The sequence below is a fragment of the Streptomyces sp. NPDC032198 genome (assembly GCF_040636975.1).
Lineage (GTDB): Bacteria > Actinomycetota > Actinomycetes > Streptomycetales > Streptomycetaceae > Streptomyces.
Genome location: NZ_JBEZVL010000030.1, coordinates 11,922 through 27,147 on the forward strand (window position 1 = coordinate 11,922; position 15,226 = coordinate 27,147).

Genomic DNA, 15,226 nt, shown 5'->3' on the forward strand with positions numbered 1-15,226 from the left:
CTTTCAAGATCCCGGTCAGCAGGAACACTCTGCTGAGGTTGATCGCCTCGCTTCCGGACCCCGTCACCACCGCTCCCCCGTAGACGAGTGCGCCTGGCGCAAGGGCCAGATCTACGGGACTGTGCTCGTCGACGTGGAAACACGCTGTCCGATCGACCTCCTGCCCGACCGGGAGACAGACACCCTCGCGGCCCGACTCGCCGAGCGGACCGGCATCGAGATCGTCTGCCGTGACCGGGCTCCCTTCTTCGCCGAAGGCGCCACCCGCGGCGCTCCGCAGGCCATCCAGGTCGCCGACCGATGGCACCTCTGGCACAACCTGGGCGAAGCCGCAGAAAAGTGTGTCTATCGGCGCCGCGGATGCCTGCGCCCCATGCCGGCGCAGCCCGCGGAACCGCAAGCAGAGACGGTAACGGCTGCCGCTGCAGCCCGGGCCTGAACCGGCCCTCGCGGGGACAAGATCTCCAGAATCGCTCCAGGGCGAAGCCCGCGAACCCTTTGAAGGTCTCGTCGAACGCGGACCTACGGCCACCGGGCGGGCCGATCGCCGTGTGGGCGGTTTTCTATGGCTCTTCTGTTCCCAGGGCTCGCCGTGCGGCTTGCTGAAAAGCGCGGTCCGGCGTGCGTTTTGCCTGCCACGCCTCCTTGAAGCGCTCGTCGCACTCGGTGAGTCGACCGTGGTCCTCCCGCAGGGCCGCCGAGAACCAGTCCATCCCCGCCATCTCCCAGTCGTACATCGCCACGCGCAGTTCCTCGGCCGCCTGCGCCGCGGCCACCGGCCCGGCCACAGCTACAGCTGCGACCGCGGTGCTGAACTGGGTCCACGTCTCATGCACCTCGGCGAAGGAAGCCCTCCAATGCTCCGGTGGGGACTGCTCGTCCGTTACCGAGTCGGCAAACCGCCACCACGCATTCGACAGCAGCTTGGTGCTCGCGATGAGCGCGCCGTACGCCTCCCGCCGTGCCGCTTCGCGCCGGTACTCCCGCTCTGCTTGCAACTGCCGCTGCTGCTGGCGCCCTTGACCGACCACCGAGACCCAGCCGCCGGCCACCGCTCCGAGCACGCCGATCGCCGCGCCCACCACACCCGCCACGCTCGCGTCCATCACCGCGCATTATTCCGGGCGGCGGCCGGTTGTCAGTAGCAGGCGTTACGTTCGAAGGCATGACTTCGTCTCCTGGTGGGTCTTCGATCCGGTGGCTCCTGGAGGCCACCTGCCAGTCCGCACACGCCAGCAGCCGGGCGTGGGATCAGCAGATCCGGCTTCTGGGTTCGGTAGGGGCCTTCGACCAAGCCCGGCAGGTGTGGGTGGTGCGCATCGGCGCGCTGGACGCCAGAGCGCTTGAAACTCTGCAGACCCTCTACACGGCGGCGGGGAAGTTCGGCACCTCCGTCAACCTGGCTGCGGTGGTCGCTCCGGAGCACTGGCAGGGTCCGGTGTTCAGCGACGGCGGCGAGCTCGCACGCCGCGCGGCAGCTGACGCCGACCGCAGGCGACCGCTCGGCCAGCTTCTCGCGCCCTGAGTGAGGCCGCCCCGGGTCCGGCCATCGCCGCATCTCCCACGCCGGTCGGCGATGTCCTCTTGCTGTTGCCGGGTTGTCGCCCTTCTCCAGCGCTTGCGGTAGTCGTGGGCGGAGGAAGCAGGGCCATGTCCAGCAGGGTGCCGCCGGTCTAGCCCGCTCGCCACATGAGGGTCTCGGCCTTCTTGTCCTGCGGAGTGAACGCGATCATCGCGGGTCGGTCGCCCTTGGACAGCAGATGGATGGTGCAGAGGGTGATGGCGGATTTCGGCTTGAGGCGGGTGTTCGGGATGGAGCCCCGGCACTGGTCAATGCCCTCGCCCGGTGCGGAGAAGTCGATCAGAGGCACCGGGGGCACCTGAATGCCCGCTGCGCTGAGCATGCCCACGCCATCGTCCATGGACGGAAGGAGGGTCTTCTTGCCTGTGTTGCGGTACTCCATGGTCACGTAATAGGGCACCGACTGCTTCTGCTCGTCGCTCAGGTCGAACTTGCGCAGATCCCTCAGACTCCCGGCGCGCACGCTCTTGCGCGTGATCTGGATCGGCACCTCGCCCTTGGTGGTGACGTCGCTCCAGGTGGTGGGGGCGCTCGCGTCCTTGGCCAGCAGATTGCCGCCGTTGTCGTCGCCCTTGCCGTCCCCGACCTTCCACAGCAGGGTGTCACCGGCCTCGTCGGTGTAGGCGACTGTGGCGGGCTTGCCCTCGGGCAGCATCACGAGCTGGCAGGCCCGTGCCGTGCCGCCGGCTTCGAGTGTGCCCGGTCCGCCCTTCTCACAGCCGTCGGGGAGCGGGGAAGGCGGCTCGGTGGCCAGGGTGTCGTTGTTCCACAGGGAGATCGCTTCGCCGGGCGAGCCGTTGGCGAGGGTCAGGGTGAAGTTCGACTGCGGGGTCGGGTCCGCAAGCGCCGTGGAGCCGGTGTTGGTGAAGCGGACGGTCAGGTAGTACGGCACCCTGTCCTTGAGATCGTCATCGATCAGCTGGACATTCTTCAGGTCGGCCGCGGTGCCCCGCTTGAGGCGCTCAGGCGCGATCTTCAGCTGATGCTTCTGATCCCGGGAGCTCCAGATCGCCGTGCGCAGGGTCGACTCAACAGGCAGTGCCGTGACTCTCGCCGGCTTGCCCGCGCTGCCCGTGTCCCCTGCCTGCCCGCCGGAGCCGGCTGCTTCCTCGCCGCCCGCGCCGCAGGCCGTCACCAACAACGCCAGCACCCCGGCCCCTGCAACGCCGGCTATCCCCTTGCGCACCCGCACCTTTTCCCCCGTTGTCCAGTTCACAAGTCGATCACTCTACGCACCGGCCAGCAGGCCAGACACCTGGTACTGCCCCTGGGGCAGCTTCTCGTGGCGCGCAGCCCCGCACCCGGCTCTGCGCCCAGCCGATCCCCCGCCCCGGGCGGGCGGCGCCCTCGCCTTCTGTGTTGTCCCTTGCTGCTGTCGCCAACGGGGCGGCGTCATGCGGTCCTTGGCGATCCGTTGGGCTGGCGCTGCGCCGCCGTTGATGCAGCCAGTCGGAGAGCAGAGGGAGCACGGCTCGGGCTCGCTCCTCTGCGGCACAGGCAAGAGGGCGCATGAGGGTGACAAGCTCGGCGATCTGCATGCTCAAAGCCCGCATTTCTACGATCAGGTCAGACAGGTCACCGGAACGGGGAGCTGGATCCGGGTGCTGCCGCACGAAACTGCCGCATCCCTGGACCGAGTAGACCAGGCCTTCTTGCTGCAGCAGCTTCAAGGCGTTCTGGACAGTGGCGCTGGCAACACTGTGGTCCCTTTGCAGGTCCATCGACTTCGTGTGGGATTGCTACAGCAAGGCCATCGAAGCCCTCGCCGACACTCCCTTCATCGCCATCGAACCGGGGCAGCTGGGGAGCAGCGACCTGACCAGCTGGGTAGCGTTCGAGCAGCAGATCGGGCACGCACTCGGGTTCATCGTCGACCCGACGCATGTCCCAGCCGAGACCCTTCTTGAGCTCATCGGGCTCTTGGAGCGCCGGGGCCTGAGTCTGGACGACGCCACTTGGCGCCCCGCAGGTGGCCCCGGTCTGGCCTCTCCGTAGCTCCTCGGTGCCGCACGCTTCGTCGTTCCCAACCCCGTCGGCATCCCCCACCGCTACGCTCCGGTCCTCACACACGCCCGGGGAGGGAACCATGCGCCGCACCACCGTCGCCCTGCTCGCCACCTGCCTGCTGCTCGCCGGGGCCGCGGTCGGCTGCACGAAGTCCTACGAAGAGTGGGTCGAGGAATGTGCCACCGCGCTCACGGAGCGGACCAGAAGCGATTCCACCGACACGCCAACCCTCGGCGAAGCGGAGGAGCGGGTCGATGCGCTCGACAAGACGCTCGCGGGCATGGTCCGTTCGGGGTACGCAGGCGTAGCCAAGGACGCGTCCGATGCTGTGGAGAAGAAGGCCAAGGAGGTGGAGAGGGACGCCAAGGAGGCTGGGGAGCGCCGGCCGGAGGCGTGCGAGCCGCTCTTGAAGGTGGACTACACGGCGCTGCTCATGGCCAGGACCATCGGAGGCCTCGGTTGGACTGACGGGGACGGGGAGTTCGACAAGAACAAGATGCTGGAGGACTCGCTCGATGACTAGAGTCCGGCCGCCGTCACAGCCCCGTAGATGCTTTCCGGCTGATCATGTCCCACACTGAGCCGCAGATTTGACATGCCCGGAAACAGACAAAGACCCGCCACGGCGCGGGGCTTTCGCATGCCAGCCCAACGCACGGACGGCATGATGGCCCCTCACAGCCACATCCCTGGGGGGACCATGAACCACCGAAGCGCCACCACCGCGTTGCTCCTCGCGGCCACCTTCGCCCTCACCTCTTGCTCGTCCAGCGGCGGCGACACCAGTCCAAGCAGCGCCGGCACCGAGCTGACGCAGAAGCAGAAGAAGGCGATCGCAGACACCTCCGGCATCCCGCCCGTTCCCACGGGCGCTAAGCGGACCAAGCTGCTTCAGGCACTCAAGACCGCCGCCCCCGACGTCGTCGCCTACGAGGACGAGGCCATCGACGGGGCTCGCAACCAATGCACTGCGATCAATGGCAAGGCTCAGCACCTCGACATGGCGGCATCACTGCGCTTCACGTACAGGGACGTGAAGACGACAGAGGTGCAGGGCGCGAAGATCAACCAGGCGCTGAAGGCGAGCGGCTTCTGCAAGGTCTGATCCGCCCTACGCACAAGCCCGGCCGCCATACCCGAGGCGGCCGGGCCTTCTTGTGTCACAACCCAGACACTTCACCTTCACGGCCCCCATATGTGCCCCATCATGCGCAGACAGAGCACAACCGCAGGGGGGAACCATGAGCAACACCACGCCACTGCCACCCGAGTTTCCGCCGCCGGCCGCGACGCGGCCGAAGAAGCGCAACACCAACGCGGTCATCATCGGCGCGGCCGCCGCCGTCATCGCCGCAGTCGTAGGGACTGGCATCGTCGTTGTGCAGTCCAGGGACGACGGGAGCAAGGCGACCGCCACCGCGTCGAGCACTACGAGCAAGGACCCGGTGACCGCGGCCGCAGAGGAGGTGGACGAGGAGCCGACGTACGAGACGCCGGGCGTCGACGACTTCACGATGACGCTGCGCACCACTCAGCGGCAGTGCTTCGGTTCGGCGGGCTGCAACGTGACGGTCGAGCCGCGCTTGACCTACGACGGCCTCAGCGATCTCGATCCTGATGCGGTGTACGAGATCACTTACGAAGTGTCTGGAGACGATTCCGGACCCGTGATCGAGACGGCCGAGTTGTCGGACGAGACGAGTCTCAACTACACGCCTACATCGATCAGTATGGCGTCGGCGGGTAAGAAGGTATCGGTGGAGATCACAGACGTCACAGAGCAGGGGGTGTGACGCTCGGCTTTCTCTACACGTGAAGCCGCCCCGCCTGGTGGTTCCGGGCGGGGCCTACGTCATGCGGTGTCAGCCCGCCGCTTCAAGGCGGAGCCGCTGACGCTCCTTCACGTTCCCTGCGTGCCGGGCGCGGACGAACCATGCGTGGGCGAGGTAGCCGATCACACGACGATCGTCCTTCTCTCCTCGGTCGACGTGCCCCGCCGGTCACCGTCTCCGGCGGCACCCAGCGCTTCAAGCTGGGCAGCAAGCTGATCAAGGGGCAGGAGTTCGGGGGCGTCGCCGAGGAATGGGTGGTACTGGAACCGGCTTGGCGGGCGGTGATGCTCGCCGCACGCCTGAACCAAGCCCAGGGAGGTCAGCGGGCCTTCGCCCGCTCGCCCATGGACTTCCTACACAAGAAGCTACGGGAGTGGGTCAACAGCCCCGCCGGCCAGCGGCTCGGCCTGGCGCCGATCCCGGCCGGGCCGGTGAACGGACGGATGCTGCGGCGGACGCTGGCCCTGTCGCTGGCCCACCGCCCTGGCGGGCTGCTGGCCGCGAAGATCCACCTCAAGCACGTCTCCGTGGTCACCACCGAGGGCTACGCGAAGGCTCGGGAATTGCATCAGACGGGCGAGAAGTCGCAGGTCGCCAGCTGAGGGCGAGGGCCTGATGGACTCCAACGCTACTACGAAGCGGCCTCCTGATCAGGAAGTTTGCCAGACGGAACCCATCTGATGCAGGATTTGCCCTCCAGAAGGGATGGTCTGGAGTGGTGCAAGAGCGGAAGGTGGCCTTGGCCGGGGCGGCTCATCTGGAGCTTGTCTCTGGGGTGATCCAGCTGCGTCCGGAGGACGCGATGGTCGATGCGATGCTGCGGGGCTGGCGGGCCCAGCAGATGTCCCGGGGTTTGAAGGAAGGCACGATTGCCGGGCGGGAACGGCTGATCCGGCGCTTCCATGAGTTCACCAACGAGTACCCGTGGTCGTGGCTGCCGGGCCACATGGACGAGTGGTCAGCCTCGCTGACGGGCGAGAGGCACCTGGCACCGTCCACGATCCGCAACTACCAAGGCGACGTTCGGCAGTTCACAGAGTTCCTCGTCGACGACCGCTACAGCTGGGGGCCGGCCTGCGAGGACGCCTTCGGCACCCATCCAGTGGCGATCTGCCACGAGTGGAACACCATCGCCCATCTCAACGATTACGAGGGCGCCCCGGAGGCCAGGCCGTTTACCCGGGCAGAGCTGCAGCGGTTCCTCGACTATGCCGACGATCAGGTCGAACGCGCGGTGAAGTCCAAGCGCAAGGGTGCCCTCGCCGCCTACCGCGACGCCACACTGTTCAAGGTCGTCTACGGGTGGGGTCTGCGGCGGACGGAGACTTCGAAGCTGGATGTCGTCGACTTCGGCCGCAACGCGAAGGCGCGACAGTTCGGCCGGTACGGCACGCTCAACGTCCGCTACGGCAAGGCGAAGAAGGGCCAGCCGCCACGACGCCGGAACGTCCTGTCGGTGATGGACTGGGCGGTGGACGCGGTCCAGGACTATGTGGAGAACGTGCGGCCGGGGTTCGGCTGCGAGGACCACCCGGCGTTGTGGGTCACTGAGCGGGGAGGGCGGGTCAAACCCTCCGAGATCAACGCCCGGTTTGTGGCCTACCGCGACGCGTTGAAGCTCCCGAAGGAGCTCGTCCCCCACTCAATTCGCCACTCGTACGTCACGCATCTGACCGAGGACGGGGTTGACCGTCGGTTCATCCAGCAGCAGGTCGGCCACGAGTGCGACAGCTCCACCGCCATCTACACCCACGTCAGCGACGACTTCATGAACACTGCCCTGAGCAAGGCACTTGCCCCGGCGTTCGCCGGGACGTGACGAGGAAGGACCCGACGATGGCCGCCAAGCTCGACTACCAGTGGCACCTGCGCAAGATCATGGCGGACCGCGGGATGTTCTCCACGACCGACCTGATCGCTCCGCTGGAGGAACGCGGCATCACGCTGTCCTCCAGCCAGGTCTACCGGCTTGTCGTGGATCGGCCCGAGCGGCTCAGCTTGAAGATCCTCATGGCCTTGCTGGACATCCTGGACTGCACGATGGACGACCTCATCGAGCCGATCACAGCGGCCGGCGCCGTGAAGAAGCCGAAGAAGGTAGCGGCAGGCGGGGCACCCGCCGCCGAGGGAGTCGGTGACCTGCGGCCCAAGCGGGCCCGGATCGCACCGGTGGACCGTTGAACGGGTACGCGGAGGAGGTTCTGGCCGATCCGGTCGGCGTGGTCGTGCGGTTGGTCGGGAACGTCGAGCGGCACCTGGACGCCGACCGCGTTCGCGAGATCGTCTGCACGGTGATGCGTGAACGATCCGGTCGTCGGCGCCTCGCCCAGGCCCTGCATGACGATCCGTCGCTGCTGCGGACCGGACGGCCTCCGGCACTGTTCTGTGTCGCGCGGTTGCTGATGGCTCTTCGCGAAGCCGGCGCCCAGGACATCGCGCTTCCCCGCTGCGGTGAGTGCGGCCGCGGACGCCCCTACGTGGGCAGCCGCACCGGCGGCCGGTGGGGATGCTCGCCCTGCTTCGACAAGCCGGCCGTCTGTGCGGGCTGCCACCAGCAGCGGCGCGTCGTCAGCCGGGACCGCCACGGCGGCCCTCGTTGCGCGAAGTGCCCAGACACAAACGGCGATCCACTCGCCGAACTCACCAGACTCGTCACCGCCCTCGATCCCGTGCTGACCGCCGACGCTGTTCGATCTGCCCTCGAACGCCCTACCGTCCGAACGGCTGGTCGGCGACGTCTGGCCTGGGCGGTCATCGCCCAGCCCGACCTGCTGACCGGCGCCGGTTACGACGCCCCGACCCCCGCCGTCCTGCGGTTCATCAGCGAACTCGTCCAAGCCGGGGCCACGACGGTGGTCAACCCGGCCTGCTTCCGCTGCCAGGAGGTCAAGGCACTCTCGAAGCTGCTGGACGGCAAACGGGTCTGCCGCAACTGCTTCGCCCGCAATTCGGCCGTGCCCTGCATCCGCTGCGGAGCCGTCCGCGAGCCCGCCGCCCGGGATGCCGAAGGGCACCCGCTCTGTCCCAACTGCCTCGTCAGCGACCCCGTCAACCTGGAGGAATGCCGCGGCTGCGGGCGCCGCCAGAAAGTCGCCGTCCGCCTTCCCGACGGACCCCGTTACGCCAACTGCCGGCCAAGGACCGCCACCCAGTGCGGCATCTGCGGACGGACAGCGGTCTGTGAGATTTCCCGGGTCACGGACGAACCCTGGTGCAACCGGTGCCAGCTGCGGTGGACACCATGCAGCAGCTGCGGCACCGTCGACCACGTCCGCGGCGGCACCTGGGACGCGCCCTTGTGCGCGAAGTGCACCAACCCGGATCCGGACTTCTGGGGCCGCTGCCCGGTCTGCCGCACCACATGGCAGCTCAGCACCCGCCCCTGCCAGCGATGCGCCCTCGACCAGTTGGTACGCGACCTCCTTGGCGGCATCACCGGCACAGTCCGGCAGGACCTCGTCCCCCTCTACGAGGCACTGTCCGGAGCCGAACGGCCCACCAGCACCATGTTCTGGCTATCGGGCTCAAGGGTCAGCATCCTGCTCCAGCAGATCGGCCGCGACGAACGACCCGTCACGCACGAAACGCTCGACGAGCTGCCCGCGAGCAAGGTTCTCGCGCATCTCCGCAGCGTCATGGTCGCCACCGGAGCACTGCCGGCCCGCGACGAACGCCTAGTCGCCCTGGAGGGCTGGATCACCGCGGCAGTCCAGGCCCGCACCGACCCCACCGAACGCCGGATCCTGCAGGGATACGCAAACTGGCATCACCTGCGGCGGCTTCGACGACGCCTCGGCAAGGAACACACCACCCATCTCCAGGCCCTGAACGTCCGCTGCCACGTCACCGCAGCGGCCAAGTTCCTCGACTGGCTGACCGGCAACGGCCTGACGCTCAGCGACTGCACCCAGCCTGACCTGGAGCGATGGACCTCAGACACCGATGCCACCTACCGGGACGAGACCGGCCACTTCGTCCGCTGGTCCGTACAGCACCACCACGCCCGCGACCTCACCTACGGCACCACCCGCTGGACCGGCCCCCTCAGCACCATCGACAGCGAGAAACGCTGGTCAGACGCCCGACGGCTCCTCCACGACGACACTCTGCCCACCACGGACCGCGTCGCCGGACTGCTGCTGGTCCTCTACGCGCAGAAGATTGCCACCATCAGCCGACTCACTGTCGAGGACGTCGACCTCGACAACGACACCGTCGCGATCACGTTCGGCACCTCACCAGTCGTCCTGCCCGAGCCGCTGGCCGCACTCGTCCGCGAACTCGTCGCGACCCGCCGAGGCAAAGCCAAGATCGGAACCCCCGAGGACGTCCCCTGGCTGTTTCCCGGCGGCCGCCCAGGACACCCCCTCGGCGATGACCGGATCGGCCAGCGTCTCCACAGGATCGGGATCCGGCCCCGGCAGGACCGCTCCACCGCACTGTTCACCCTCGCCGCCGAACTGCCCGCCGCCATCCTCGCCCGGGTACTCGGCGTCCACATCCAAGTAGCCGTCCAATGGCAGAAGGCATCAGCCGGCGACTGGGCCTCTTACCCCGCCGACGTCAGCCGCCGTGTCCCGGAGAACCAGTGAAGCTACCCATCACCATCCACCAAGCACGGCTCGGATCCACGGAGTTCAAGGTCATCCGACCAGCCCGGCCCCTGGTCCACGCAGTGCTCATCGACCACGATCGGCACCTGGACACCTACCTCGGTCAGGACGCCGCCCAGCGAATCGGTGGGCTATGGAAGCTCGCTGTCTCTTCACCGCGCTCGCTGGTCCACCTGCCGATGCGGGGAACTGTGGCCCCTCCCGCGAGCTGCCAGAAGACGGCACACGACAACTTGATCTCGTGCTGCTGCACCACTCGCTCCAGCTCGCCCCCTCACGCTGGAGGGAAATACGAGGACGGCTCGGCCCAGGGCGTCCGCAGACCGTGACGCTGCCCGGCCCAGGACACACCGACGAAGCCGTGATTGATCACGAGGCACGGCACTACCAGGAGAACCGGGATCTGTTCCACCAGCATCTCCACGCCGAAACCCTGTTCATGACCGGCAGCGCGAAGGTGTTCAGGGAGACCGCCCGGCACTTCTTCGACGTCGCCCGAAACGGCCCCGGATACGTCCCCGTCCATCCGAGCTACCCGCACTTCTGCACCGAGTTCCACTCCAACGACGGCATTCTCGGCGACGCGCGCGAGATCCACATCGAGTACTGCGACCAGTGGGACTCATGACCCCGACCGACAGGACCCGCCGACCATGACGTTCAACGATCACCTCCAGCATCTCGTCGAGAGGGCCCTCGCATCCATCCCGGCCGCCGACGCCGGCGACACCTACGCTGTCTCCTTCCTCATCGACAACGAGGACGACGACCCTCGTCAGCCGACCTTGACGATCGGCTACAACACTGAAACTCAGGCCCGACACAGCATCCGGGACGCCTCTGACCAGGCAGAAGCCCGCTGGAACTACGCTTTCTGGATCCAGAACGAGCTGACTGTGGTCGGCGACCTGACCAGCGACCCCGCCGGGGCCACAGCTCGCCAGGAGTGGATCACCGCACTCGGACTTTGGTACGACGAGCCGACCGAACCCGCCGACTGGGACTCAGTCATCGGGCCACTCGCCGCGCAGATCGAGGCCCGCTTCAACCAGACCTGCTGCCAGCTCGCCCGAACCCTCCACACGACCGGCATCATCGAAAGATCTGTCGGCCGACCCGTGCCGGTGATCGTCCACGAGCTGGAGTACTACGAGGCGATCGCCCGGCAGACCGAGGCCGCCAACCCGCCTGGCCTCGCGGACGAGTTCACCTCATGGGTCCGCAATGGCTGAGGCATTCGGACAGTTCCAATACCCGACTCCACCAATAAACCGGCCCAGCGGCTCCCAGGGCAACCTGTTGGCCGAGGTGGAGCGCGAACAGGACAAACACCACCTGACGCTCACGAAGGAGGCCTTCGAGGACTACCGCGCAGGCCGCATGCCAGCGGGCCCCGGGGCTCGCGAGCTGATCAAAGCTTTCGAGCACATCGACGCCCAGCTCAAAGAACACGAGCCCGGCACCGCGGCGGTACTGGTGGCAGAGCGGCGGCTGGAGAACCTGCTGCGGCAGCAGTCCAATCACCTGCATCTGCAGACCGCGAACTACTGCTGGTTCCGCGACCCGCACAAGGCCTTGTGCCTGAAGCTGGCGGGCACCCCGGACACGACGAAGCCACTGGGCGGGATGTGCGACTCCGCTCGCTGCCCGCAGGCCACCCGCCACCCTTGCCACCTGCCCGTTTAGCAGAGCCAGGTCGGCACCGGCAAGGTCTCCTGGCCAACCCGCGCTTTCCCAAGGGCGAGAGGAAGCGGCTCGAGCCCGAGGTGGAGCGGGCCCAGCGGGTGGTGGACGAGATCATGACGCCGGCCGGTACACCGGGCGGAGGCCAGTGACATGCCACGGATTAGTGAAGCGGACCAGGCCCGCAACGAGGAGGCGATCCGCGCCGCGATGGACCGGCTGCTGCGGGGCGAACTCCCACCCGGCGGCAAGTGCGATCTGAAGACCCTGGCCGCCGAAGCGGGGGTGACCCGAACCGGCTTCTACCCGAAGAAGAACCGCGACGGCACCACCCGCCCCGGCCCCTACCAGCACCTCGGCGAGGAGTTCGACCGTCGCCTGAAGGCCCAGCGCGACGCGGGCGAGCCCCCGACCCCCGGACATCTCAGATCGAACGCCTCAAGGCCCAGGTCGCCGAACTCAAGGAACGGGTCGCGAAACGGGACGAGGCGCTGGCCGAGCTCACCGGGTTCAAGACGCCTGCCGTCTCTCGGCCCAGCACGAGGAGATCGAGCGGCTGAGGGAACAGGCCGTCCAGGACGGCAACGTCCGCCACCTGCCCGCTGCCCGCTGCCCGCAGCGGGACGACCCCCCTACGGGTCGTGCAGTTGAGGCAGGCTCAGCCCGGGTGTCCATGCGGAGCGCAATCATGTACGAGGACAGGCCGATCATGCGGGAGGGGACCACGGCGACCATCTGGCTTCTCACTCGGCCCACGGGCGGCAGCCTGACGCAGGAGATCGTCCGAGCTCATGTGATCAGCGGCGACAGCGGCAACAGCGACAACGTGCTCCATGCGGTCGGACACCCGGGATGTGTGGCCCTGGGCTTGGGGAACGTCGGCCGGGAAGGCCAGGCGGCTGCCGGCCGGGTTCCACGTCTGCTTCCTGCAGACGATGGACGAGGCGCGGCGGGACAAGAGCGACCTGGACAGGCTGGTGATGGCCAAGTGGGTCATCACCAGGGGGGAATGGCAGTGGCTGGTCGTGGACATCGAGGACCTCGGGCCCCACGAGTTCTAGGCGTCCGTACCTGCCAGTGACACGAGGGCCCGGCTTCGCCGGACCCCCGTGTGTTCAGCAGAAGGCCAGTTCCCGGAAGTGATTGTTATCTAGGGTTATCAAGCGCCTGCACCCAGCCCGAACTGTCCCTGGCCTTCAGGTTCTGGCCTGGACCAGCAGGACCGCCACAGCAAGGGACAGCAGGGCGACCGCGGCCACTTCGAGGGCAAGCGAGCAGACGAGCAACCGTGCCGCTGAGCGGTTCGCACCGCGCAGGCTGTCGAGCAGGTCCAATCGAGCCTTGTGCGATGCCGAGAATGGATCCGAGTCGGAGCCGTCCCAGGCCTCCCGCAGCCATTGAGTACTAATAGTGGTCTGGCGGCGCGGGGTGCTCACAGTCAACGCTGTGACGGCGGCGCCAACGAACAGGGCGAGGGCGGCTAAGGTCAGGATTGTCACTGATGTAGGTAAGCGGTCTTGAGAGGTCCGGCCACTGACCGAAGCAGCTCCCAACGCAAGGGCGACCAACACACCACTGCTGCTCACTACCGCGTTGCCGCGCTGGATCAGTGACTCCTTGATCTTGCGTTCCTCATTGAGTTGATCCTCCAGTAGAGCGCCGAGGACCTGCCTGACGTTACTCTCCGGCATCGCGCCACCCCCTTCCGCGATCCGTCAGACGGATCGCAGTGTCGTCGGAGACGTCCGGCCCGATCGGCGCATCAGATGGCTAAAGGACCAGTCCGCAAGAGATGGCGGCGAAGTCAGTCTCCGATTCTCCAGCGGAGCAAGGAGCTCTTCCCCCACACTGAGTACGGAGTTTGAGAGACTCAGCGAATCGACCAAATGCCTCCACGGCACCATTTCCTCGCTCTGCTGGGCCCCCCTTGCGCGCAATAGGGAAATCTCCTCCAAGTTGTCCGCGCCGTCATTCCAGTCTTCGAGTTTGGTAATGACACGCTGCAGCCGTGATCGGATACCCGCCGTTCGAAGGTTCAGCCGGTTCATTTCCTCGGCCGGAGGTAGCGTGACGATCACCTCGCGGAGCTTCTCAGCAAGGACCCTGCCCGATGACCCACCATCCCGGATGGCGGCTAGTCGACTGCGACAATCCGCGATCAACTCGGGGGCCAAGCGCTCCACCTCTCGAAGGTCACGCCAGAGGGCGTCGATCTGCGACGACGGGATGGGAACTCTCATTAGCTCGCTCACTCTCCGCTGAGCCGATCGCTGCTCACTCAGCATTTCAGCAAGTTGAGCGGGGGCGGGTCCGATGTTCACAATGAGCTGCTTGAACAGACGGTAGACGGAAAGGTCCTCCTCCATGGCAATAACCGTGCCATGCCGCTCCCGTATGCTCAGCACAAGGAGGCAAGGAATGAGCGACTCGCGAAGTCCGAAAAAGGCTGCCGCGCTAGAAGTCGCCTGCGTCCACCCTCTCTTGTGTTCTTCGCTCGAGCGTGGTCTCGCACCGGCTACCCAACCGAATTGAGAATCCGAACCGTCCCGGCGCATGGAATCCCAGAAGGCGCCTCGAAACGCCTCGTCTCGAATAGGCAGGTCTACCCGCATGCCCTCAGCTCCCACGATCTCCCGGCCCCGAGGACTCCGGACGCCGCCGACCTCTGCCTCAATCGGGGGCCCGTACGGAGGCGCTACAGGACACAGCACCGCCAGCGACGCACCGCTCAGATCGTGAACGCTTGTCCAGTCTTCGATCAGCTCTTCATGCTGGGTGCGGGCCTCGGCAGTTCGGGCCAGCATCAGCACCGCACCCAAATAGCTACTCGTAGCGGATGCGGACAGCAGGTGCCTGAGAAACACATTGATCGGTAGCGGAGTGACGTACATCAAGCCCCCTATCGACGAGATGGGGAGCAGCTCAGCCGCGTGCCCCCGCAGCATCAGTATGGTGGCGATCTCATCGGCACGGGAGGTCCCCGGATCTAAGGTCATTGCCTGGGCCTGTGGATCTTTGCGGGGCCTGGGTGATGTGACATGGCTTACGCGCTGCGGCGGTTGTCTTCCCCGGTTCGGGCGGGGGAAGACCCGGCTGCGGCAGCCGTTCACCGCGAACTCGGCGCCGTGGCAGCAGACATTGAGCCCCGCGACCTCCAGCCGGGAGGCCTCATCCGCGCACTCCACTGCAGGACAGTGTTGCTGGACTGGGAACTCGCCGCCTTCGGCGACCCACTGTCCGACCTCGCCCCCTCGGCGTCCGGCCCGACCTCACCAGCGTGCTCCACCTCACCCACCGGTCCGGTCCGGCCGCAGGCCACCGAATCCACCTGCACTCGCGCATCCACGACCTCGCCGACGGCGCCCTCAGGGCCGGTACCGCCGTGCGGTACCGAGGCCGGCCTGCATCCCCTAATACTCCAGCCGTAGATCGTGATCATGGATACGGAGGCTGCTCGCCGGTAGCCTGCCTGGGTGGCTGAGATCTGGGGCGAAGAGCAGTTGATCGCG

General features: G+C 66.9%; 18 protein-coding genes. 14 read left to right on the forward strand and 4 right to left on the reverse strand.

Features of this window, described 5'->3' with window-relative positions; all coding sequences use genetic code 11:
• Window positions 1-121: 121 nt before the first annotated feature.
• Window positions 122-439, forward strand: a complete 318-nt coding sequence (locus AB0E78_RS41525; RefSeq protein ID WP_361844803.1) for a transposase — start codon at window positions 122-124, stop codon at window positions 437-439.
• A gap of 124 nt (window positions 440-563) precedes the next feature.
• Here AB0E78_RS41525 and AB0E78_RS41530 read toward each other — a convergent pair whose 3' ends face one another.
• Window positions 564-1,106, reverse strand: coding sequence for a hypothetical protein (locus AB0E78_RS41530; protein WP_361844806.1), 543 nt, complete (start codon window positions 1,104-1,106; stop codon window positions 564-566).
• Between the two features lie 59 nt (window positions 1,107-1,165).
• Between AB0E78_RS41530 and AB0E78_RS41535 the strand changes: the two genes are divergently transcribed.
• Window positions 1,166-1,525, forward strand: coding sequence for a hypothetical protein (locus AB0E78_RS41535; RefSeq protein ID WP_361844808.1), 360 nt, complete (start codon window positions 1,166-1,168; stop codon window positions 1,523-1,525).
• A gap of 148 nt (window positions 1,526-1,673) precedes the next feature.
• Here AB0E78_RS41535 and AB0E78_RS41540 read toward each other — a convergent pair whose 3' ends face one another.
• Entirely contained in the window at window positions 1,674-2,798 is a 1,125-nt protein-coding gene (locus tag AB0E78_RS41540) for a hypothetical protein (protein WP_361844811.1), read from the reverse strand.
• A 467-nt stretch (window positions 2,799-3,265) separates the two neighbouring features.
• Here AB0E78_RS41540 and AB0E78_RS41545 point away from each other — a divergent pair, with 467 nt between their 5' ends.
• The 12 genes from AB0E78_RS41545 (at window position 3,266) to AB0E78_RS41600 (ending at window position 12,778) form a co-directional block, all read left to right on the forward strand.
• Window positions 3,266-3,577: a hypothetical protein gene (locus AB0E78_RS41545; protein ID WP_361844814.1), complete on the forward strand. Its 312-nt coding sequence runs from the start codon at window positions 3,266-3,268 to the stop codon at window positions 3,575-3,577.
• 91 nt (window positions 3,578-3,668) lie between these two features.
• Entirely contained in the window at window positions 3,669-4,112 is a 444-nt protein-coding gene (locus AB0E78_RS41550; RefSeq protein ID WP_361844817.1) for a hypothetical protein, read from the forward strand.
• 177 nt (window positions 4,113-4,289) lie between these two features.
• Window positions 4,290-4,694, forward strand: a complete 405-nt coding sequence (locus AB0E78_RS41555) for a hypothetical protein (RefSeq protein ID WP_361844819.1) — start codon at window positions 4,290-4,292, stop codon at window positions 4,692-4,694.
• 136 nt (window positions 4,695-4,830) lie between these two features.
• On the forward strand, window positions 4,831-5,382 hold the full coding sequence (locus AB0E78_RS41560; protein ID WP_361844822.1) for a hypothetical protein: 552 nt from the start codon (window positions 4,831-4,833) through the stop codon (window positions 5,380-5,382).
• Window positions 5,383-5,522: 140 nt separating this feature from the next.
• The gene (locus tag AB0E78_RS41565) at window positions 5,523-6,023 is read left to right on the forward strand and encodes a hypothetical protein (protein ID WP_361844825.1); all 501 of its coding nucleotides are present in this window, start codon (window positions 5,523-5,525) and stop codon (window positions 6,021-6,023) included.
• A 173-nt stretch (window positions 6,024-6,196) separates the two neighbouring features.
• Entirely contained in the window at window positions 6,197-7,240 is a 1,044-nt protein-coding gene (locus AB0E78_RS41570; RefSeq protein WP_361844828.1) for a tyrosine-type recombinase/integrase, read from the forward strand.
• Window positions 7,241-7,257: 17 nt separating this feature from the next.
• Complete coding sequence (locus AB0E78_RS41575; RefSeq protein ID WP_361844831.1) at window positions 7,258-7,602, forward strand: helix-turn-helix transcriptional regulator; 345 nt, start codon at window positions 7,258-7,260, stop codon at window positions 7,600-7,602.
• Window positions 7,599-10,013, forward strand: coding sequence for a site-specific integrase (locus AB0E78_RS41580; protein ID WP_361844834.1), 2,415 nt, complete (start codon window positions 7,599-7,601; stop codon window positions 10,011-10,013). The genes AB0E78_RS41575 and AB0E78_RS41580 overlap by 4 nt, the downstream gene beginning before the upstream one ends.
• A 382-nt stretch (window positions 10,014-10,395) precedes the next feature.
• The gene (locus tag AB0E78_RS41585) at window positions 10,396-10,662 is read left to right on the forward strand and encodes a hypothetical protein (RefSeq protein WP_361844837.1); all 267 of its coding nucleotides are present in this window, start codon (window positions 10,396-10,398) and stop codon (window positions 10,660-10,662) included.
• Between the two features lie 25 nt (window positions 10,663-10,687).
• The gene (locus AB0E78_RS41590; RefSeq protein ID WP_361844840.1) at window positions 10,688-11,266 is read left to right on the forward strand and encodes a hypothetical protein; all 579 of its coding nucleotides are present in this window, start codon (window positions 10,688-10,690) and stop codon (window positions 11,264-11,266) included.
• Window positions 11,259-11,720, forward strand: coding sequence for a hypothetical protein (locus AB0E78_RS41595; protein ID WP_361844843.1), 462 nt, complete (start codon window positions 11,259-11,261; stop codon window positions 11,718-11,720). The genes AB0E78_RS41590 and AB0E78_RS41595 overlap by 8 nt, the downstream gene beginning before the upstream one ends.
• Window positions 11,721-12,550: 830 nt before the next feature.
• Window positions 12,551-12,778, forward strand: coding sequence for a hypothetical protein (locus AB0E78_RS41600; protein WP_361844845.1), 228 nt, complete (start codon window positions 12,551-12,553; stop codon window positions 12,776-12,778).
• A gap of 135 nt (window positions 12,779-12,913) precedes the next feature.
• On the opposite strand, the gene AB0E78_RS41605 is transcribed toward AB0E78_RS41600, so the two are convergent.
• Both AB0E78_RS41605 and AB0E78_RS41610 read right to left on the reverse strand, forming a co-directional pair.
• On the reverse strand, window positions 12,914-13,408 hold the full coding sequence (locus AB0E78_RS41605) for a hypothetical protein (protein ID WP_361844848.1): 495 nt from the start codon (window positions 13,406-13,408) through the stop codon (window positions 12,914-12,916).
• A 24-nt stretch (window positions 13,409-13,432) separates the two neighbouring features.
• Window positions 13,433-14,713, reverse strand: a complete 1,281-nt coding sequence (locus AB0E78_RS41610) for a hypothetical protein (protein WP_361844850.1) — start codon at window positions 14,711-14,713, stop codon at window positions 13,433-13,435.
• Between the last annotated feature and the right edge of the window lie 513 nt (window positions 14,714-15,226).

What these genes read in the sequence shown, in the direction of transcription:
- AB0E78_RS41530 (WP_361844806.1), bottom strand. Translation starts at nt 1,106, where the DNA reads ATGGACGCGAGCGTGGCGGGTGTGGTGGGCGCGGCGATCGGCGTGCTC.
- AB0E78_RS41535 (WP_361844808.1), top strand. Translation starts at nt 1,166, where the DNA reads ATGACTTCGTCTCCTGGTGGGTCTTCGATCCGGTGGCTCCTGGAGGCC.
- AB0E78_RS41550 (WP_361844817.1), top strand. Translation starts at nt 3,669, where the DNA reads ATGCGCCGCACCACCGTCGCCCTGCTCGCCACCTGCCTGCTGCTCGCC.
- AB0E78_RS41555 (WP_361844819.1), top strand. Translation starts at nt 4,290, where the DNA reads ATGAACCACCGAAGCGCCACCACCGCGTTGCTCCTCGCGGCCACCTTC.
- AB0E78_RS41560 (WP_361844822.1), top strand. Translation starts at nt 4,831, where the DNA reads ATGAGCAACACCACGCCACTGCCACCCGAGTTTCCGCCGCCGGCCGCG.
- AB0E78_RS41565 (WP_361844825.1), top strand. Translation starts at nt 5,523, where the DNA reads ATGCGTGGGCGAGGTAGCCGATCACACGACGATCGTCCTTCTCTCCTC.
- AB0E78_RS41575 (WP_361844831.1), top strand. Translation starts at nt 7,258, where the DNA reads ATGGCCGCCAAGCTCGACTACCAGTGGCACCTGCGCAAGATCATGGCG.
- AB0E78_RS41590 (WP_361844840.1), top strand. Translation starts at nt 10,688, where the DNA reads ATGACGTTCAACGATCACCTCCAGCATCTCGTCGAGAGGGCCCTCGCA.
- AB0E78_RS41595 (WP_361844843.1), top strand. Translation starts at nt 11,259, where the DNA reads ATGGCTGAGGCATTCGGACAGTTCCAATACCCGACTCCACCAATAAAC.
- AB0E78_RS41600 (WP_361844845.1), top strand. Translation starts at nt 12,551, where the DNA reads ATGCGGTCGGACACCCGGGATGTGTGGCCCTGGGCTTGGGGAACGTCG.
- AB0E78_RS41605 (WP_361844848.1), bottom strand. Translation starts at nt 13,408, where the DNA reads ATGCCGGAGAGTAACGTCAGGCAGGTCCTCGGCGCTCTACTGGAGGAT.
- AB0E78_RS41610 (WP_361844850.1), bottom strand. Translation starts at nt 14,713, where the DNA reads ATGACCTTAGATCCGGGGACCTCCCGTGCCGATGAGATCGCCACCATA.